21 protein-coding genes are annotated in these 15,798 nt (G+C 47.6%); 12 read left to right on the forward strand and 9 right to left on the reverse strand.

Going from position 1 to position 15,798, the window contains the following annotated elements; translation table 11 throughout:
* Nucleotides 1–101: 101 nt before the first annotated feature.
* From rho to PHE37_RS00540, 3 genes are all read left to right on the forward strand, one after another.
* Nucleotides 102–1,430 (forward strand): transcription termination factor Rho, encoded by a 1,329-nt coding sequence (gene rho, locus PHE37_RS00530; protein WP_299997149.1) that lies wholly within the window; start codon nt 102–104, stop codon nt 1,428–1,430.
* A gap of 1 nt (nt 1,431) precedes the next feature.
* A complete protein-coding gene (murI, locus tag PHE37_RS00535; RefSeq protein WP_299997146.1) occupies nt 1,432–2,178 on the forward strand; it encodes a glutamate racemase in 747 nt (248 codons plus the stop codon).
* Nucleotides 2,179–2,365: 187 nt separating this feature from the next.
* Nucleotides 2,366–4,015 carry a DNA polymerase III subunit gamma/tau gene (locus PHE37_RS00540; protein ID WP_299997143.1) on the forward strand — a complete coding sequence of 550 codons (1,650 nt, stop codon included), beginning with the start codon at nt 2,366–2,368 and terminating at the stop codon, nt 4,013–4,015.
* Between the two features lie 3 nt (nt 4,016–4,018).
* Here the strand turns inward: PHE37_RS00540 and PHE37_RS00545 are convergent, their stop codons facing one another.
* Together PHE37_RS00545 and PHE37_RS00550 are read right to left on the reverse strand one after the other, a co-directional pair.
* Nucleotides 4,019–4,780, reverse strand: a complete 762-nt coding sequence (locus tag PHE37_RS00545; protein ID WP_300008084.1) for a putative 4-mercaptohistidine N1-methyltransferase — start codon at nt 4,778–4,780, stop codon at nt 4,019–4,021.
* A gap of 22 nt (nt 4,781–4,802) precedes the next feature.
* Entirely contained in the window at nt 4,803–5,867 is a 1,065-nt protein-coding gene (locus tag PHE37_RS00550; RefSeq protein WP_299997137.1) for an ADP-ribosylglycohydrolase family protein, read from the reverse strand.
* Nucleotides 5,868–6,200: 333 nt separating this feature from the next.
* Between PHE37_RS00550 and PHE37_RS00555 the strand changes: the two genes are divergently transcribed.
* From PHE37_RS00555 to PHE37_RS00570, 4 genes are all read left to right on the forward strand, one after another.
* Nucleotides 6,201–6,419, forward strand: a complete 219-nt coding sequence (locus PHE37_RS00555; protein ID WP_299923813.1) for a cold-shock protein — start codon at nt 6,201–6,203, stop codon at nt 6,417–6,419.
* Nucleotides 6,420–6,515: 96 nt separating this feature from the next.
* Nucleotides 6,516–6,701, forward strand: coding sequence for a hypothetical protein (locus tag PHE37_RS00560; protein ID WP_299997073.1), 186 nt, complete (start codon nt 6,516–6,518; stop codon nt 6,699–6,701).
* A 13-nt stretch (nt 6,702–6,714) separates the two neighbouring features.
* On the forward strand, nt 6,715–7,365 hold the full coding sequence (locus PHE37_RS00565; protein WP_299997076.1) for a methyltransferase domain-containing protein: 651 nt from the start codon (nt 6,715–6,717) through the stop codon (nt 7,363–7,365).
* Nucleotides 7,366–7,434: 69 nt separating this feature from the next.
* Nucleotides 7,435–7,794: a cupin domain-containing protein gene (locus PHE37_RS00570; protein ID WP_299997078.1), complete on the forward strand. Its 360-nt coding sequence runs from the start codon at nt 7,435–7,437 to the stop codon at nt 7,792–7,794.
* Between the two features lie 19 nt (nt 7,795–7,813).
* On the opposite strand, the gene PHE37_RS00575 is transcribed toward PHE37_RS00570, so the two are convergent.
* The 4 genes from PHE37_RS00575 to PHE37_RS00590 all read right to left on the reverse strand — a co-directional run bounded on the left by PHE37_RS00575 (nt 7,814) and on the right by PHE37_RS00590 (nt 10,113).
* Nucleotides 7,814–8,566, reverse strand: coding sequence for a TIGR01458 family HAD-type hydrolase (locus tag PHE37_RS00575; RefSeq protein WP_299997081.1), 753 nt, complete (start codon nt 8,564–8,566; stop codon nt 7,814–7,816).
* A 46-nt stretch (nt 8,567–8,612) separates the two neighbouring features.
* Nucleotides 8,613–8,744, reverse strand: coding sequence for a hypothetical protein (locus tag PHE37_RS00580; protein WP_299997084.1), 132 nt, complete (start codon nt 8,742–8,744; stop codon nt 8,613–8,615).
* Between the two features lie 70 nt (nt 8,745–8,814).
* Complete coding sequence (locus tag PHE37_RS00585) at nt 8,815–9,414, reverse strand: hypothetical protein (RefSeq protein WP_299997087.1); 600 nt, start codon at nt 9,412–9,414, stop codon at nt 8,815–8,817.
* A 45-nt stretch (nt 9,415–9,459) separates the two neighbouring features.
* Entirely contained in the window at nt 9,460–10,113 is a 654-nt protein-coding gene (locus tag PHE37_RS00590; protein WP_300008086.1) for a phosphatase PAP2 family protein, read from the reverse strand.
* 81 nt (nt 10,114–10,194) lie between these two features.
* On the opposite strand from PHE37_RS00590, the gene PHE37_RS00595 reads away from it, so the two are divergent.
* The 4 genes from PHE37_RS00595 to PHE37_RS00610 all read left to right on the forward strand — a co-directional run bounded on the left by PHE37_RS00595 (nt 10,195) and on the right by PHE37_RS00610 (nt 13,132).
* Entirely contained in the window at nt 10,195–10,827 is a 633-nt protein-coding gene (locus tag PHE37_RS00595; protein ID WP_299997091.1) for an HAD family phosphatase, read from the forward strand.
* A gap of 10 nt (nt 10,828–10,837) precedes the next feature.
* Complete coding sequence (locus PHE37_RS00600) at nt 10,838–11,029, forward strand: YwbE family protein (protein WP_299997093.1); 192 nt, start codon at nt 10,838–10,840, stop codon at nt 11,027–11,029.
* A gap of 153 nt (nt 11,030–11,182) precedes the next feature.
* Nucleotides 11,183–12,679: an aldehyde dehydrogenase family protein gene (locus tag PHE37_RS00605; RefSeq protein WP_299997096.1), complete on the forward strand. Its 1,497-nt coding sequence runs from the start codon at nt 11,183–11,185 to the stop codon at nt 12,677–12,679.
* Nucleotides 12,680–12,751: 72 nt separating this feature from the next.
* Nucleotides 12,752–13,132 carry a DUF779 domain-containing protein gene (locus tag PHE37_RS00610; RefSeq protein WP_299997099.1) on the forward strand — a complete coding sequence of 127 codons (381 nt, stop codon included), beginning with the start codon at nt 12,752–12,754 and terminating at the stop codon, nt 13,130–13,132.
* Here PHE37_RS00610 and PHE37_RS00615 read toward each other — a convergent pair.
* From PHE37_RS00615 to PHE37_RS00625, 3 genes are read right to left on the reverse strand one after another with little or no spacing between them, the layout of a single operon-like run.
* Nucleotides 13,129–13,779 carry a 3-methyladenine DNA glycosylase gene (locus PHE37_RS00615; protein ID WP_299997102.1) on the reverse strand — a complete coding sequence of 217 codons (651 nt, stop codon included), beginning with the start codon at nt 13,777–13,779 and terminating at the stop codon, nt 13,129–13,131. The two genes, PHE37_RS00610 and PHE37_RS00615, sit on opposite strands and share 4 nt — an antisense overlap.
* Before the next feature lie 3 nt (nt 13,780–13,782).
* The gene (locus PHE37_RS00620; protein ID WP_299997105.1) at nt 13,783–14,592 is read right to left on the reverse strand and encodes a TIGR00282 family metallophosphoesterase; all 810 of its coding nucleotides are present in this window, start codon (nt 14,590–14,592) and stop codon (nt 13,783–13,785) included.
* Nucleotides 14,589–15,170: a hypothetical protein gene (locus tag PHE37_RS00625; RefSeq protein WP_299997108.1), complete on the reverse strand. Its 582-nt coding sequence runs from the start codon at nt 15,168–15,170 to the stop codon at nt 14,589–14,591. Before PHE37_RS00625 ends, PHE37_RS00620 begins: the two co-directional genes overlap by 4 nt.
* A gap of 105 nt (nt 15,171–15,275) precedes the next feature.
* Here PHE37_RS00625 and PHE37_RS00630 point away from each other — a divergent pair, with 105 nt between their 5' ends.
* Nucleotides 15,276–15,779: a YgjP-like metallopeptidase domain-containing protein gene (locus tag PHE37_RS00630; protein WP_299997111.1), complete on the forward strand. Its 504-nt coding sequence runs from the start codon at nt 15,276–15,278 to the stop codon at nt 15,777–15,779.
* Nucleotides 15,780–15,798: the final 19 nt, after the last annotated feature.

Consider the following 15,798-nt stretch of genomic DNA (forward strand, 5'->3'; position numbering starts at 1 on the left):
TTCGCTATAGTTTATAATGTCGGCACAAATATTATGACCTGTCAATGACATCTCACCTAGTTCTCGCCGATTAAATCCACACACTTTAAGGCATTCCACGCATGAGCGATACCGCAAAAACTCCTCGAAACAACAATTCGAAAAACCGTACTCACATCCCTGTTGACGGGTTTACGATCGAAGCACTCCGTACCAAAAAGCTTGAAGATCTTCTTGAGATTGCTACCTCATTAAGCATTGAAGACCCGAATGAACTCAAACGTCAAGATTTGATTTTTGAAATCCTCAAAACCCAAGTACAGCAAGGAGGGTTCATCCTCTTTACCGGTATTTTGGAAATTATGCAGGACGGTTACGGATTTTTGCGTGCTGTGGATCAGGGGTTCAGCGATTCACTTCATGACGCCTATGTTTCCAGCACCCAAATCCGCCGTTTTGCTCTGCGTAACGGGGATATCGTTACTGGTCAGGTACGTGCACCGAAAGATCAGGAGCGCTATTACGCCCTTCTCAAAGTCGAGGCAATCAACTATCTCCCTCCTGAAGAGTCTAAAAAACGTCCTCTTTTTGAAAATCTCACCCCGCTTTATGCCCTTGAACAGCTCAAACTCGAGTACCAACCGACTAAATTGACCGGACGGATGATGGATTTGTTCGCCCCTATCGGTAAAGGTCAGCGCGGTCTTATCGTTGCACCTCCGCGATCAGGGAAAACAGAGTTGATGAAAGAGATCGCACACGGTGTGACCAACAATCATCCCGAAGTCGAACTGATGGTTCTTCTTGTCGACGAACGCCCTGAAGAGGTTACCGATATGGAACGCTCCGTAAAAGGAGAAGTATACAGTTCGACCTTCGACGAACCGGCAAAAAATCACGTTAAAGTGGCTGAAATGGTCATTGAGCGGGCAAAACGACGCGTTGAGCTCGGCAAAGACGTGGTTATCCTCCTCGATTCGATCACCCGTCTGGCACGTGCATACAATACCGTTACTCCGAGCTCGGGGAAAGTCCTCTCCGGCGGGGTTGACGCCAACGCTCTGCACAAACCGAAACGATTCTTCGGTGCGGCTCGTAATATCGAAAACGGCGGAAGTTTGACGATTATCGCAACCGCCCTCGTCGAAACGGGAAGCCGTATGGACGAAGTCATTTTCGAAGAGTTCAAAGGGACCGGAAACTCCGAGATTGTCCTCAGCCGCAAAATTTCTGATCGCCGTATCTTCCCGGCGATCGATATTCTCAAATCGGGAACCCGAAAAGAAGAGCTTCTTCTCGGACCGGAAGTACTACAAAAAGTATTCGTTCTTCGTTCTATGCTGCATAAACAAGAAGACGAAGTCGAAGCACTCCGTTTCCTCTACAACACGATGCTCAAAAGCAAGTCCAACATCGAATTCCTCGACAGTATGAACGAGTCGACCAAATAAGATGAGAGTCGGGGTCTTTGACAGCGGTGTTGGAGGGCTGAGCGTCGTTAAGTCGCTGTTGGAACATAAACTCTTTGAAGAGATCATTTACTTCGGCGATACCGCCCGTGTTCCCTATGGGGTCAAAGATCAAAATACGATCATCCGTTACTCTCTCGAAGCCCTCGAATTTTTCAAAAACTTTGAAATAGACCTCCTCATCACCGCCTGCAATACCGTCAGTGCCTATGCCCTCGATGAGATGAGGGAACAGAGTGATTGCGATGTGATCGGTGTGGTCGATCCCGGAGTTTTGGCACTCAAAAACGCGATTCCCGCTACCGATGCCAATATCCTCATCTTAGGGACCAAAGCAACCGTCAAATCGGGTGCCTATGAAAAAGGGCTTCACGAGCTGGGATACCAAAATCTCAGCGCTATAGCGACCTCTTTGCTTGTACCTATCGTCGAAGAGGGACTCTATGAGGGTGAAGTGCTCCAAAGCGCTCTGCACCATTATTTCGGTTCACTGGAAAAAACTCCCGATGCAATCATTCTGGGATGTACCCATTTCCCGCTGGTAGCAGAGGCGATTGATGGGTATTTTGACGGGAAAAGTACCCTGATCCACTCCGGCGAGGCGATTGTCGAATATCTGGAAAAGCATTACGATTTTACAAAGCGGTTCGAGGAGACAAACCTCAAATTTTTCGCCTCCGAAAATCCCGAAGGGCTTCGACGCGTCGCTAAAGAGTGGCTCTCCTTATAATAGGATTTTTCAGGAACAGCGCGGTATACTGCGCGCGGGTATCCTGCCGAAGGAAACCCAGTGTTAACATGAGAACCGTAATGAAAATGAGTAACCTCATTTTCATAGATTCGAAACCTAAGGCGAAGAGCTTGCTCCGCCGTCGGATTAATCGAGGTTTATACCTCGGACGTATAAAGGAGACAGCATGGCTCATAATTCAGAGGTTTTAGCGTTAAAATACCGTCCTCGACGTTTCGAAGAGCTTATCGGACAGGAAAGCATCTCTCAAACCCTCTCTCTTGCCCTTGATTCGGGGAGACTTTCGCATGCCTATCTCTTCTCGGGACTTCGCGGTTCGGGTAAAACCTCTACCGCACGGATTTTTGCCAAATCTCTTATCTGCGAAAATGGGCCGACTTCCGCTCCGTGCGATGTGTGCAGCCACTGTGTTATGGCGAATGAAGGGCGCCATATCGACATTATCGAGATGGACGCCGCATCCAGCCGAAAAATCGACGATATCCGCGATCTGATTGAACATACTAAATACCGTCCCGCCAGCGCAAAGGTAAAGATTTTTATCATCGACGAAGTACACATGCTCACTAAAGAGGCGCATAATGCGCTTCTCAAAACCCTTGAAGAGCCGCCTGAATACGTTAAATTCATTCTAGCGACCACTGATCCGCTCAAACTGCCGCCGACGATTCTCAGCCGAACTCAGCATTTTCGGTTCAAACGTATCAGCCACCCGAACATCGTCCACCATCTGAGCCATATTCTCCATCTCGAAAAAATCGATTATCAGCCTGAAGCACTCGACATCTTAGCCCGCAGCGGTTCAGGTAGTCTACGAGACACTCTAACCTTGATGGATCAAGCGATCATCTATTCCAAAGGGTTCGTAGACGTTAAAACGGTTGCCGATATGCTGGGGCTCCTCGATCCTGATTATATCAGCCGCCTTTTTGATGCTATTTTTGCAAAAGACCGTGTCAGCTTGATACACATGCTCCAAGAACTCGAAGCATACGAATCCGAAATGGTAGTCGATGAATTGATCGCCTATCTCAAAGAGCGTCTCTACGAAGGAGATCATCGGTTTAGTCCGCTGGTAATCGAACGCTTTTTCCGGATCCTCAGCGATGCCAAAACTCTTTTCGCCATCAACGCCGACGGCGGCTTTGTCGTGAGCCTCGTGCTGTTTAAAATGATCGAAGCGCTCAAGATCAAAGAGATCGACGAGATGATCGAGTCACTCGAATCACGCGTCTCTCACGCACCGGCTCATGCAACACCTGTTTCTGCACCTGTAGCGGCAGCCGAAACCCCTACCGTACATGTTACACCGACTCCCCCAGCCGTAAAATCGCAGTTTGAACAGCTGTGTGAACGGATCAGTGACCGCAGCGATGAGTTGGGAGAGTGTTTTAGAAAGAACGTCACCTTTCTCTCGTACGAAGACAATACCCTTACGTGGGAGAGTTGTGCGGAAGACGGTGATAAAGAGCTTCTCAAAAACAGTTTCGGAATCATCCGCCAGTTTGTTCGGGAAATTTACGGGATCGATACGCAGATCAAATCGCAAGGGTGCACCAAGGTGGCCGAAGAGCCCATTCCTTCTCCACAGCAAACAGCTGAAACAGTAATAGCTGAACCTGTGAGTGAAGAGATTACCGATGAACCCGCATCTATGATTGAAGAGAGCGAAATCGGTGTCGGAAGCTGTGTCAGCCAATGCGATGAAAGCAGTGTCAAAGAGTTTGACGGGAGCGATGTCCTCAAAGAGCCGATGATCAAAAAAGCAGCCGAACTCTTCGAAGCGACGAAAATTACGGTGCAATCGAAAGTCTGAGTCTTATCGCTCTTTTCGTTTCCACACGGACATCTGAGACAGGGTGTATTGATATTTGCGCGGCGTCTCCCGAATGACGAACGGAACATCTTCGACATTCACTAAATCAAAATTCTCATTTAAAATTTCTTTGAGCCCTTCTAACGTGCTCACTTCGTTTCCCTCAGAATCGTAATACCCCCCTATCCAAAATTCTTTTGCCGTATACTCTTCCAACCAGGTATAAGGGGATGTCAAAATCAAATATCCGTAATCATTGATCCGGGTATGGATCGTTTTCAAAAAGAGTTTCGGTTCGTACAAACGGTCGATGAGATTTGTCGCCATAACCAGATCGTATTCGGCTAAAAGCGGCATCAGATCGCACGCGTCCCCCTGAAAAAATTCCACTTTTTCTCCCACCTCATCGAGGCCGAGAGATTTCAGACAAACCTCTTTGCATTGCTTAATATCCCCCTCACTGTTCAGCGCATAGGAAATACATCCATCCCTTTGGATATCGTTAGCGATGTTTATAAACGCTTGCGAGTAATCGACACCACTGACATATTCAAACGCTTTTGCCAATTCAAACGAAGCACGTCCTGTTGCACATCCCAAATCAAGAGCACGCCTTTGAGGAATCGAGGCAGAGTAAGAGATCGCTTTTTGGGCACACACTTTTGCAAAATTTTCAACACCTAAATATGCGTCTCCGTACTGAAACTCGCAATATTGGGAAACCAATGCATTCGTTTCGTAGATATTTTCTTTTTTGTTTTCCATATATGCTCCTTGAGTGGTTAATTTAGCTTCTAAGCAACGGGAGTTTATTCAGCAGGTTTTCGCAATAGTCCCACTGTTCGAGCGTCTCTCTCCACTCACCGGGAATCGCGTCCACCCCTTTATAGGCACCGAGCACCATTCCGATCGCAATACTCCGCGAAGCGTTATCGCCGCCGACCATTGCATTCGCCTGCAATGCTTTTTTCAGCCCCTCTTCCTCATCCGCGTATTTTAAAATAAAATAGACCGCTCCAGGAAGCGTCCCTTCCGTCGGACTGGCTTTGCCTACTTTGATCGGTTCGGAGCGTCCGATGTCCCACAAGCGTGCCATACTCGTCAATGCCAGATCATCGGCAAACGGCTCTTTTGAAAGTGCGCTATCCGGGTTCGTCGCTTCGCGGAACTTTGCAATGGCCTGAGCGACTTTCGTCTCAAAAAAGCCCCCCATCTGCACCGCAACCGCTTCGATGGCATCGGCAGGCTTAGCCCCTTGGATCACACGATGGGTGACACGGGCAAAAAACTCTCCCCCTCCGAGGGCATGGAGATCTTTGTGGGTGAACATCGCTTTGCGTGCAACGTCGGAGAGTTCCTCTTCGCTCTCATAATATCCATGTGCTGCAACATGGCGAATCGCCATCGCATTGGAAATACCGCCGAGCTGCTCGATACTCATTCCCCGTTTTACTTGTCCATACGTCTCTTTCGTCATGGTGCAGATCCATGAACCCCATCCGTTTTCGAGCCGATTCATCCAATGCGGAATAATAGCCGCTACATCAAAAGCTCTTGGAGGTTCGGAGATCGCCGCCAGATGTTCCAGAACCAGAATATTATAATCACCGTAATCCGTGCTTCCTCCGGCGCTCTTTCCGGGATGGTAGTTGCGTTCACCCCAGCCGATGCCGTGGGTCTGTCCCCCCATCATCTCACCGGGTGACATATACTTTTCGATCGGCTTTCTCCCGTAGGCTTCGAATATTTTGTGTGCATCATACTCGTAATGGTTCCCGAGACACAGTGCGTCACCGACAATGGCACCGAAAAATGCCCCTTTGATTGCTTCTTTTTTGGATCTGGTATTCATATCTTGCAGCCTAATTTTTGATTGATTGTAGCCACCAAAATTTTAATTTCGCCTAGATATTTTGCCTCTATTTTTCTTCTTTGACTTCTTTAAGGCTAAAACTAAGAGAATGAGCCCCCTATTTGACGTACTATGGGTACTTACACACTGACTTCCTTGCTATTAAGTTTTTTTTCAGGTATAATATCTCCATTGAAAGATGATTTAGAGTTTCATCTTTGGCTTGATTTTTATTGATGACTTCCGTTAGCAGTACGACCCGCCCTTAGAATACTCCACTTTATACTTCGACCACTTCAGCAATGAGGTGTATTACAACCCAAAGGAATTGCTATGGCAAATCAAGTTAACGGAACAGTCAAATGGTTCAACAGTGAAAAAGGTTTTGGATTTATCCAACAAGACAACGGCGGTAAAGATGTATTCGTACATTTCCGTCAAATCAACAGCACTGGCTATGGCCGTGTAAGTCTTGAAGAAGGACAAAAAGTAACTTTCACTATCGGTGAAGGCGAAAAAGGTCCTCAAGCAGAAAACGTTAGCGTTATCTAATTTCACTGACGGGCAGATTTCTTTGCCCGTCACCTCTCCTATCGTTCTACAAAGGCACCATCAGGTGTTTTTCCGAACCGATCTAAAGGAACCCCCATGGAAAGCAAAGAAGCCGTTTTAGAAGCATTAAAAGAAGGCAAAAAGCTAACCAGCAATGTCACCGGGTTGCAATATACCCTTATCGGTGGACAATTGCACGCCCGTAACAGTGAAAAAACCGACTGGCACGAAAGTGAACTTAGTTTCGACAATCCTCCCTCATGGCTAAACCTTCGCGCTTAAGCGAAGGTTTGCTATGTCCCCCATACGATTCCGCTACCAAACCATCGAATTTCCAAACTCTGACATACACGTTCGAACGCTCCGTGATACCCAACAATATTTTGACACCGATAATATGGCAGAAAAACTAGGAATATCCTCCGCTTCGTGGCCCATGTTTGGCGTAATCTGGGATTCGAGCAAGATTCTTGCCCATCTCATGAGCGATTTTGACATCGAAGGAAAACGGATATTAGAGGTCGGATGTGGTATCGGGCTCGCGAGTCTCGTCCTCAATCACCGTTCCGCCAATATCTCTGCAACCGATTACCATCCCGAGGCGGAACGTTTTATGGATGAAAACACCCGTATCAATAATGACAAACTCATCCCATTTATCCGAGCAGGTTGGGAAGACATCGAGAGCACTTTGGGAGAATTCGATCTCATTATCGGAAGCGATCTGCTGTATGAACGTGACCATGTCGAGCTCTTGGCAGGATTTATCAATCGCCATACGAAACGTACCTGTGAGGTTATTATCGTCGATCCCGGTCGCGGAAACCACTCAAATTTCAGTAAAAAAATGGTGAGTCTCGATTTTGACCACACGCAGAGCAAACCGATCCATACCGACTACCTCACCTTCCCCTTTAAAGGGCAGCTCCTACGTTACACACGCTAAACGCATTTTTTTAACAACCGTAAAACGATTCTATGTTACCCTTGTGCACTTTCTATTTACGAGGTCATTATGTTCTTGCACAAACACATCGATAGCATCGAATCCGCCGCGCAAAAAGCCGGACGCGGAGTCGCCATGAAAATGCTTCTCTCACCGGATGAATCGCCCAACTTTGCAATGCGTAATTTTACGATCGAAGCGGGGGGTCATATGCCGCTGCATACCAATACGGTCGAACATGAGCAGTATGTCCTCAGCGGTCGTGCGAAAGTCATTATCGGAGATAAAACGATTGAAGCAGGTGCGGGAGACGTGTTGCTGATCCCTGCGGGCGTACCCCATAGCTATGAAACGCTCGGAGACGAAACGTACAGCTTTTTGTGCCTTGTCCCGAAGGGAACGGATGTTATTGAAGTACTGGCCTGTTAATCCGGGACAGCCTTTTCCCTCAAAGATTGATCGTAGCGATCGAATCAAATACCCCATCCGGGGTAATTCCCCGGTTCATATCTTCAGGGCTGAATTTTCCCGTTTGAACCAAAACCGCCCTCAACCCCGCTTCCTGTGCCCCTAAAACATCGCTTTCGATATCATCTCCGATCATCAGTGTTTCATGAGGTTCTACCCCCATTGCCGCACATGCGAGACGATAAAAATCACGGCTCGGCTTTCCGACGATACGAGATTCTTTGCCGCTGGCATATTCGAGTGCCGCCACAAATCCCCCTGCATCCATACTGAGTTCCCCGTCACTGTCTTTGAAATAGCGGTTTTTAGCGGCGGCGAGAAGTTCCCCTCCGTTTTTCAGGACTCTGAACGCACGGTTGAGATGCTCATAAGTAAAGTTTTCCTGTGCATCTCCGACCACGACATAACGGCAAGGCTCCGTCGGCAAGCCGTCAAAAAATGCGCTTGCACTGTCGGTGAGAAGATAACACGCACCGCACCCCTCCTGCTCAAGCAGCAGCCGGGTGACGTCCAGCGCCGTCATCACCTCATTAGAGGATATATCAAATCCCATTTGTTGGAGCGTTCCCACTACCTGTGCACCTGTTTTTTGGGTAGTATTGGTCAAAAACCGGATGGGATAGTGTTGTTTGATCCGGGCTATCGCTTCGATGGCTCCGGCTATCGGGGTCTCCCCCTCATAAAGGACACCGCCGATATCACACAATACGGCTTTAATCGGAAAAGGTACCATCGTCACTCCTTTTTCAAGGTCTGATACTGCGTACTAAAAATGCTCTTTAGTTATTGGTCCCGCGAATAACACGTTTTACATCACTGATGCCGTCATCCACACCGCTATTAAACTCTTTAGCGGTACATCCGCCCAACATCAAAATAGCTAATACCGATAATACTATTGTACGCGTCATATAGTTTCCTACCTTTTATACTTGATTCTGAAATTATATCGCGTTTGGCATTCATACTCTGTTTAAAACATCAGCTTTTGCGGAATCCGAACAGCTCCAGCGAACTTTTGGTCGCACGTGCGATAATACTCTGTTCCGGTCGGAACATCGCATCCGAAATCACTTTCACTGCTGTGGTAATGGCGTCGAAATCATGATTCGGATAACTGCTTTGGAGGACGATCCGGTCCATGCTTAGAGTGCTTAAGGTATCAGTATCAAACGCCCCAATATTCTCGGCACCGAGCGCGAGATAAAAATTTGCCAATGCACTATGCTCACGTGTCGCATTGAGGATAATACCTTTGCTCTCACCTAGTGCATATACAACGGCATCATTCAGACGGGATTCATCAATCACGACCGGTTTGCCCGAAGCCGGAAGAAGTGAGCTGTCTTCATCGCACAAGATCGAAAATGCGACACAGTTTTCATCGGCTTCGTGCTGCAGGTGCAAGGGAACGGAGTAGAAGATACTCCCGTATTCGCTTGCAATCTCTTTTGCAGATGCGATTTCTGCCGTGTCTGAGGGATGCAGAATAAACATCTGCACCATCGTGTCTTCCATAATCTCATCCAGATTATCAAAAAAATCCTCGTCGGCGTGATGCAGATTGACGTCGATCGTCATGGTTCCCCTTTGGAATAATGTTATCCTGGGTATGCAAATCCAATTCTATGCGAAACTTTTGCTCAATGACCGTTTATACGAAACCAGAGAAAATCTTCGAACGCTCTTTGCGCGGAGATAATAGCGATGATAGATCCAGTACGAACTAAGCGCTCCGATCGCACTGCCGATCGCGACATCACTGAGATAATGCTGCAACAGGACGATACGGCTAAGGACGATCAGCAATGCCAAAACGATAAAGAGCGGTTTGTATTTCGGGTTTAGAAGAGCGAGTGCAACAAAAAAAGAGAATGCCGTGGCGCTGTGGCCTGAAGGAAACGAGTAAAAAGCACTTTCAAATTTAAAACCGCTAAACCCGTATTGCTGATTTTCGAAAAACAGTTCCGGACGCATCCGCCCTGCAATCACTTTGACGACATCGACGATCAACCCGCTGATGGCTACCGCACTGAAGATGTAGAGATTCTTACGGGCGAAGTGTTTATCGCTTCTGCGATAGATGAGATAAAACAAAAACGTTCCGATAAGGGGATATTTGGAATCCCCGAACTGGGTAACGGCATGAAAAAAAGTGTTGGAGACATTGATCCCCAACGTATGGATATAGAGGGCAAGTGCCTGATCCACATACCAATACGATAAAAAAGCCGATGCGAAAAGCAAAAACGCATAATTTGATATCAGAGCTCTGTTCATGCCGATGCATCCTAGGTTAAAAAATTGCAAAAGTGTACAGAGTGATGATAACGGTAAGGTAACGTCGGTACAATTCCACCTATGAAAACACAGATCCTTTTTGACAACGACGGCGTCCTCGTCGATACCGAACATTGGTATTTCACCGCCAGTGCCGAGATTTTAAACACGATGGGATTCCATCTGAGCGAAGAACGCTACCGTGAAATCATGATAAACGGTCAAAGCGCCTTTCTTATCGCCGAAGAAGCAGGTATACCGATCAGTGAAACCGATCAATGGCGCGCACGCCGAAACGAGCTCTATCAGCACTATCTACGTACCGAAGAGATCGCTATCCCCGGTGTCAAAGAGGTACTCGCAGAACTCTCGGAGCGTTTCCGCATGGGAATCGTCACCTCGGCACTGAGATGCGATTTCGAACTCATCCATGCCTCACGGGGACTTACCGACTACATGGACTTCGTCCTCTGCAGCGGAGAATACCCCCGTGCCAAACCCTACCCTGATCCGTACTTGATGGGGCTGGAGCGTTTGGGAGGAGAAAAAAGCGAGACGATCATCGTCGAGGATTCGGAACGGGGGCTCCGTTCTGCGGTGGGTGCGGGGATCGAGTGCGTCATCGTGCACAACCGCTTTACCGAAAGCCACGACTTTAGCAAAGCGACCCATCGGATCCAAACGCTCGAAGAATTATTAACACTACTCACATAAAGGAGAGACAATGGACGGCAAGGAACGCAAAAACATCATGTCAGGCAAACGGGTAAGCATCGTCCTCAAAGAGGATCAATCGACAGGAAGATTAACCGAGGGGATCGTCCGTGATATCCTCACCAAATCACCGAATCATCCGCACGGGATAAAAGTACGGCTCATGAGCGGAGAAGTGGGACGGGTCAAAGAGGTGTTTTAATCTTTCGTAAAACTGCATCGTCACGACAGCAAACAAGACATTTATCCGACCGCTATTTTCAAGCTATAGAAGTAGTATAAAGTATTGGCCGAGAAAAAATTGCTGGAAAAATTCCGTCAACTTTCTTCACGAAATTGAATCAAAGGAAAAAAAGTGGCATATGCAAAACCGACTTACAAAGCTCAGTATGAGAATTTCATTGGTGGAGAGTGGGTCGCTCCACAAAGCGGCGAATATTTTGAGAATATCTCTCCTGTCGACGGTGAAGTTTTAACCAAAATCCCAAGATCAAATGAAGCCGATGTCGAACTGGCAATCCAAGCTGCAAACAAAGCATTCCAATCATATAAACATACTTCCGTCGTTGAACGAAGCATTATGCTCAACAAAGTCGCCGATGCGATTGAAGCCAATTTGGAAGCCCTCGCGATTGCAGAGACGCTGGATAACGGTAAAACGATCCGTGAAACACTCTATGCCGACGTTCCGTTAGTCGTCGATCACTTCCGATATTTTGCTTCCGTTATCCGGGCCGAGTCCGGTACCGTTGCGGATATCGATGAAAATACCATCTCCCAAGAGATTTTTGAGCCCTACGGCGTTGTCGCCCAAATCATTCCGTGGAATTTCCCGTTATTGATGGCGGCATGGAAGTTGGCTCCTGCATTGGCAGCGGGTAACTGTATCGTCATGAAACCCGCGTCCGCAACCCCTATGTCGATTCTCCTCCTGATGGAAGCGATCCAGGATGTCCTTCCAAAAGGTGTCGTCAACATCATCAACGGTGCCGGCGGAAAAATCGGCAAATACATCTCAACCCATCCTGACGTCAAAAAAGTCGGCTTTACAGGTGAGACGACAACGGGTCAGCTGATCATGCAATACGCGACCGAAAATATCATCCCGACGACATTGGAACTGGGCGGTAAATCTCCGAACATCTTCTTTGAATCGATTATGGACGCCGACGATGAATTCTTCGACAAAGCGATCGAAGGGCTGATCCTCTTTGCCTTTAACTCCGGTGAAGTATGTACGTGTCCATCCCGTGCCCTCATCCAAGAGTCAATTTATGAGCCGTTTATGAAACGTGTTTTGGAGCGAATGAAAGCGATCAAACTCGGAAATCCTTTGGATGTCACCAACATGATGGGTGCACAATGCTCGCTCAATCAAAAAGAGAAAATTCTCGAATACATCAACATCGGGAAAGAAGAAGGGGCAGAGTGTCTCATCGGCGGAAATGTTTATGAGTCTGAAACCTATCCGAACGGATTTTACATCCAGCCGACCGTATTTAAAGGGCACAACAAAATGCGCATCTTCCAAGAAGAGATCTTCGGACCGGTTCTTGCCGTGACGACCTTCAAAGACGAAGAAGAAGCATTGGCAATCGCCAACGACACCATCTACGGATTGGGTTCAGGGGTATGGTCACGCGATGCCCATCAACTCCACAAAATCAGCCGAGGAATCGAAGCGGGCCGTGTCTGGGTAAACTGCTATCACATGTACCCTTCACACGCATCGTTCGGCGGATACAAAAAATCGGGTCTCGGCAGAGAAACACACATGATGATGCTCAACTCGTACCGTCACACGAAAAATATTTTGACGTCATACAACAAAAGCGCTATGGGATTTTTTTAATCGATAGTTGAAACATTCGGGCGGGGTCAATACCGTTTTGATCCCGCACATAGGGTATTTTAGGAATTAAACATGAACATAGAACGATTAACCCTCACCCCAAAAGCTGCAGAAGTCATCGAAACACTCAAAAAACAAAACGGCGCATTAGTCTTTAACCAAAGCGGCGGGTGCTGCGACGGAACGGCTCCCATGTGTTATGAAAAAAGCGATTTTTATGTTCCCAGCAGAAATGTCAAACTCGGTGAGATATGCGGATGCGAGTTTTTCATCGATAAAGACCAGTTCGAATACTTCCGTCATTCTCAGATCATTATCGATGTCAAAGAAGAAAAAAGCGCGTTTGGAAACTCGTTTTCATTGGAGATCGATTTGGGGTATCAATTTATTACTCGATCTAGAATCTTTACGGATGAAGAGTATGCGTATATCAAAGAGCAAGAGACAAACTAAATATTCAAGCCAATCCGCTCAATATTCACCGCTTTCCCTTTGCTATTCCCCTTCACATACTCCACAATCATCCCATGAAACCGCGCAAATGCGGCAGGGAGCTGAACGGTGTCGAAATAACCTCGGATTCCCGCTTCGCACCACTCCTGCAACTCATCGTAACTCTCGAACTCGTATCCGAATGCATTGAGCAGCCGCGCGGTATAGGCATCGACGACCATAGCCGGACGGGCGCAGGCGTAGCAGAGGATGGAGTCTGCCGTTTCGGGGCCGATCCCTTTTTGAGATAAGAGCCAGTCGCGGTCGACCGAGAGGGAAAAGGTCTCGAAATCGCCAAACTCTTCGAGTATGGCACGGGAGAGACGGATAAGATTGGTGGCTTTGGCTTTGAACAGACCACTCGGGCGGATAAGCTCCATGAGGATTTCATGATGGCATTGAGAGAGGACGGCAGGATCTATCAGCTCTCGGTTTCGAAGGTTATCGAGAGAGATTCGGACACGTTCCCATTGGGTATTTTGGGTGAGGATGGCACCGACGACGACCTCAAAGGTTCCATATGCCGGCCACCACAGCGGCGGAGAGTTCTCTAATAGTTTGAGGCGTTCTAGCGCACTGAAAAGTTCAAAAGAATCCTGCAATTCCACCTATTATTCCTCCAGCCACGCATCGGTGCGAAGCACCCGTCCGTCATCGAAGATTTTGAGTTTGAACGCTTCGGTGCATTTTCCCTCTTCGAGGTTCATAATGGCGATTTGGAGGATTTTTCGGCATTTTTCGGGAACTTCGAACCGCCCTGCGACACCGGTCAAAAATCGCTCAAGCGGAACATTGGCATCCATTCCGATAACGTTGTCACGGCATCCGCTGAGGCCGATATCGCTGAGATATGCCGTCCCCTGAGCAATCTGAAAATCATCGCTGCTGACGTGGGTATGGGTACCGATAATACCGCTCACCTGTCCTTGCAATAGCATCATCATCGCCCGTTTTTCGCTCGTCGCTTCGGCGTGGAAATCGAGGAAGATATGATCGATCCCCTCTTCTTTAAGGCTCGCGACGTTGTCGCGGGCACATCGGAAGGCGTTGTCGACATACGGCATCCCGTAGTGCCCCATGATGTTTAAGACGGCGAGTTTTTCCCCCGCCACCTCAAAGATGCGGCATCCGCTCCCCGGTACACCCGCAGGATAGTTGTGGGGGCGTAACAGAGGAAACGTCTCCATCAAAAGGACGATGTCTTTTTTGTCCCACGTATGGTTGCCGCCCGTCATGACGTCGATTCCGCTCTCGAACAGCTCATGGGCATTTTTGACCGTCAGTCCGAAACCGTGCGAAGCGTTTTCGTAGTTGGCGATGACAAAATCGATCCCGTGCTCTCGACGCAGTCTCATCAGATGTTCTTTGATCATGACCCGTCCCGGCCGACCTACGACATCTCCGATAAATGCTATTTTCACTCTTTCTCCTCTCTCAAATCCTCTCTCAGTTCTGCAATTCTCTGACGAAAGTTCTCACTGTCTCCGTAATCGAAGAATTTTTTATAATTGTTGTGCATAAATTTGACCCTCGACGCATGGCGTATCGGACACCAGTATTGTTCTGTCCGGCCTGCAATCTCCGAAATATACCCCATCAAACCGTTAAAATAACTGCAATAAAGGCAGTTGAGCTTTTCGATGATATTGAGATATGCCAGTCTGTGACGATCGATGATGATGTAATCACTCCGTTTCACTTTGCTTATCTTATAAATCGGAAAACAAACCCACTGATAGACACTCACAAAAGCGTCCAAAATCAAAGCAGGGATAAGAACCGACCAGATAACAGGAGAGCTCAGGAGATGCAAAATCGGAGCCGTTAGCAAATATCGCAGAGTTCCCAAGCGCTCTTTCCGATAGGAAGCGAGGATTTCTTCACGCTTTTTCGTGATTTCGCAGGTAAATTTCTCATATTCCTGATGGAGTTCCGCTTCCAATTCCGCTTCGAGTACTTTGATCTTTGCGACGAGCTCGTCGATCTTTTGGTGTTCCATCCCCGAACCTTTACACGATAATTTTCTGCTCCGAAGAGGCAGGTGCAGGCGAAGGGATTTTAAGCCTGAGCCGTTTGATTGTATGAAACTATACTATAATTTCACATGCACACCCTTAAATACCTAGCCCATTACAGCCAAGAGATACGGACTCAGGTGCGTCATCTGATCGATGCCGGCAGTCTCGGAGAGCGTCTTTTGCTCAAATATCCCGACACCCATCCCTATGCAACCGATAAAAGTCTCTATGACTACGTAGTGGAGATCAAAAATGCCCATTTACGAAACAGTTCGCCTATCTCAAAAGTGCTCTACGACACCAAAATACGCGATCTAAGCTCCGCGCTGGGAACCCATACCTTCGTCTCACGGGTGCAGGGAGGAAAACTCAAAGCCAAAAACGAGATCCGGATTTCGCATCTCTTTAAAAAAGTCCCCGAACCGTTTCTTCGGATGATCGTCACCCACGAGCTCGCACATTTGAAAGAAAAAGAGCACAACAAAGCGTTTTACAAACTCTGCACCCATATCGAACCGCAGTACCATCAGCTCGAATTTGAAGTGCGTCTCTATCTAACGTATCTTGATCACTTTGGAAAACTCTATTAATATTGAACGTAAAAGGAAT

It is taken from the genome of Sulfuricurvum sp. (assembly GCF_028681615.1).
Classification (GTDB): Bacteria; Campylobacterota; Campylobacteria; order Campylobacterales; family Sulfurimonadaceae; genus Sulfuricurvum.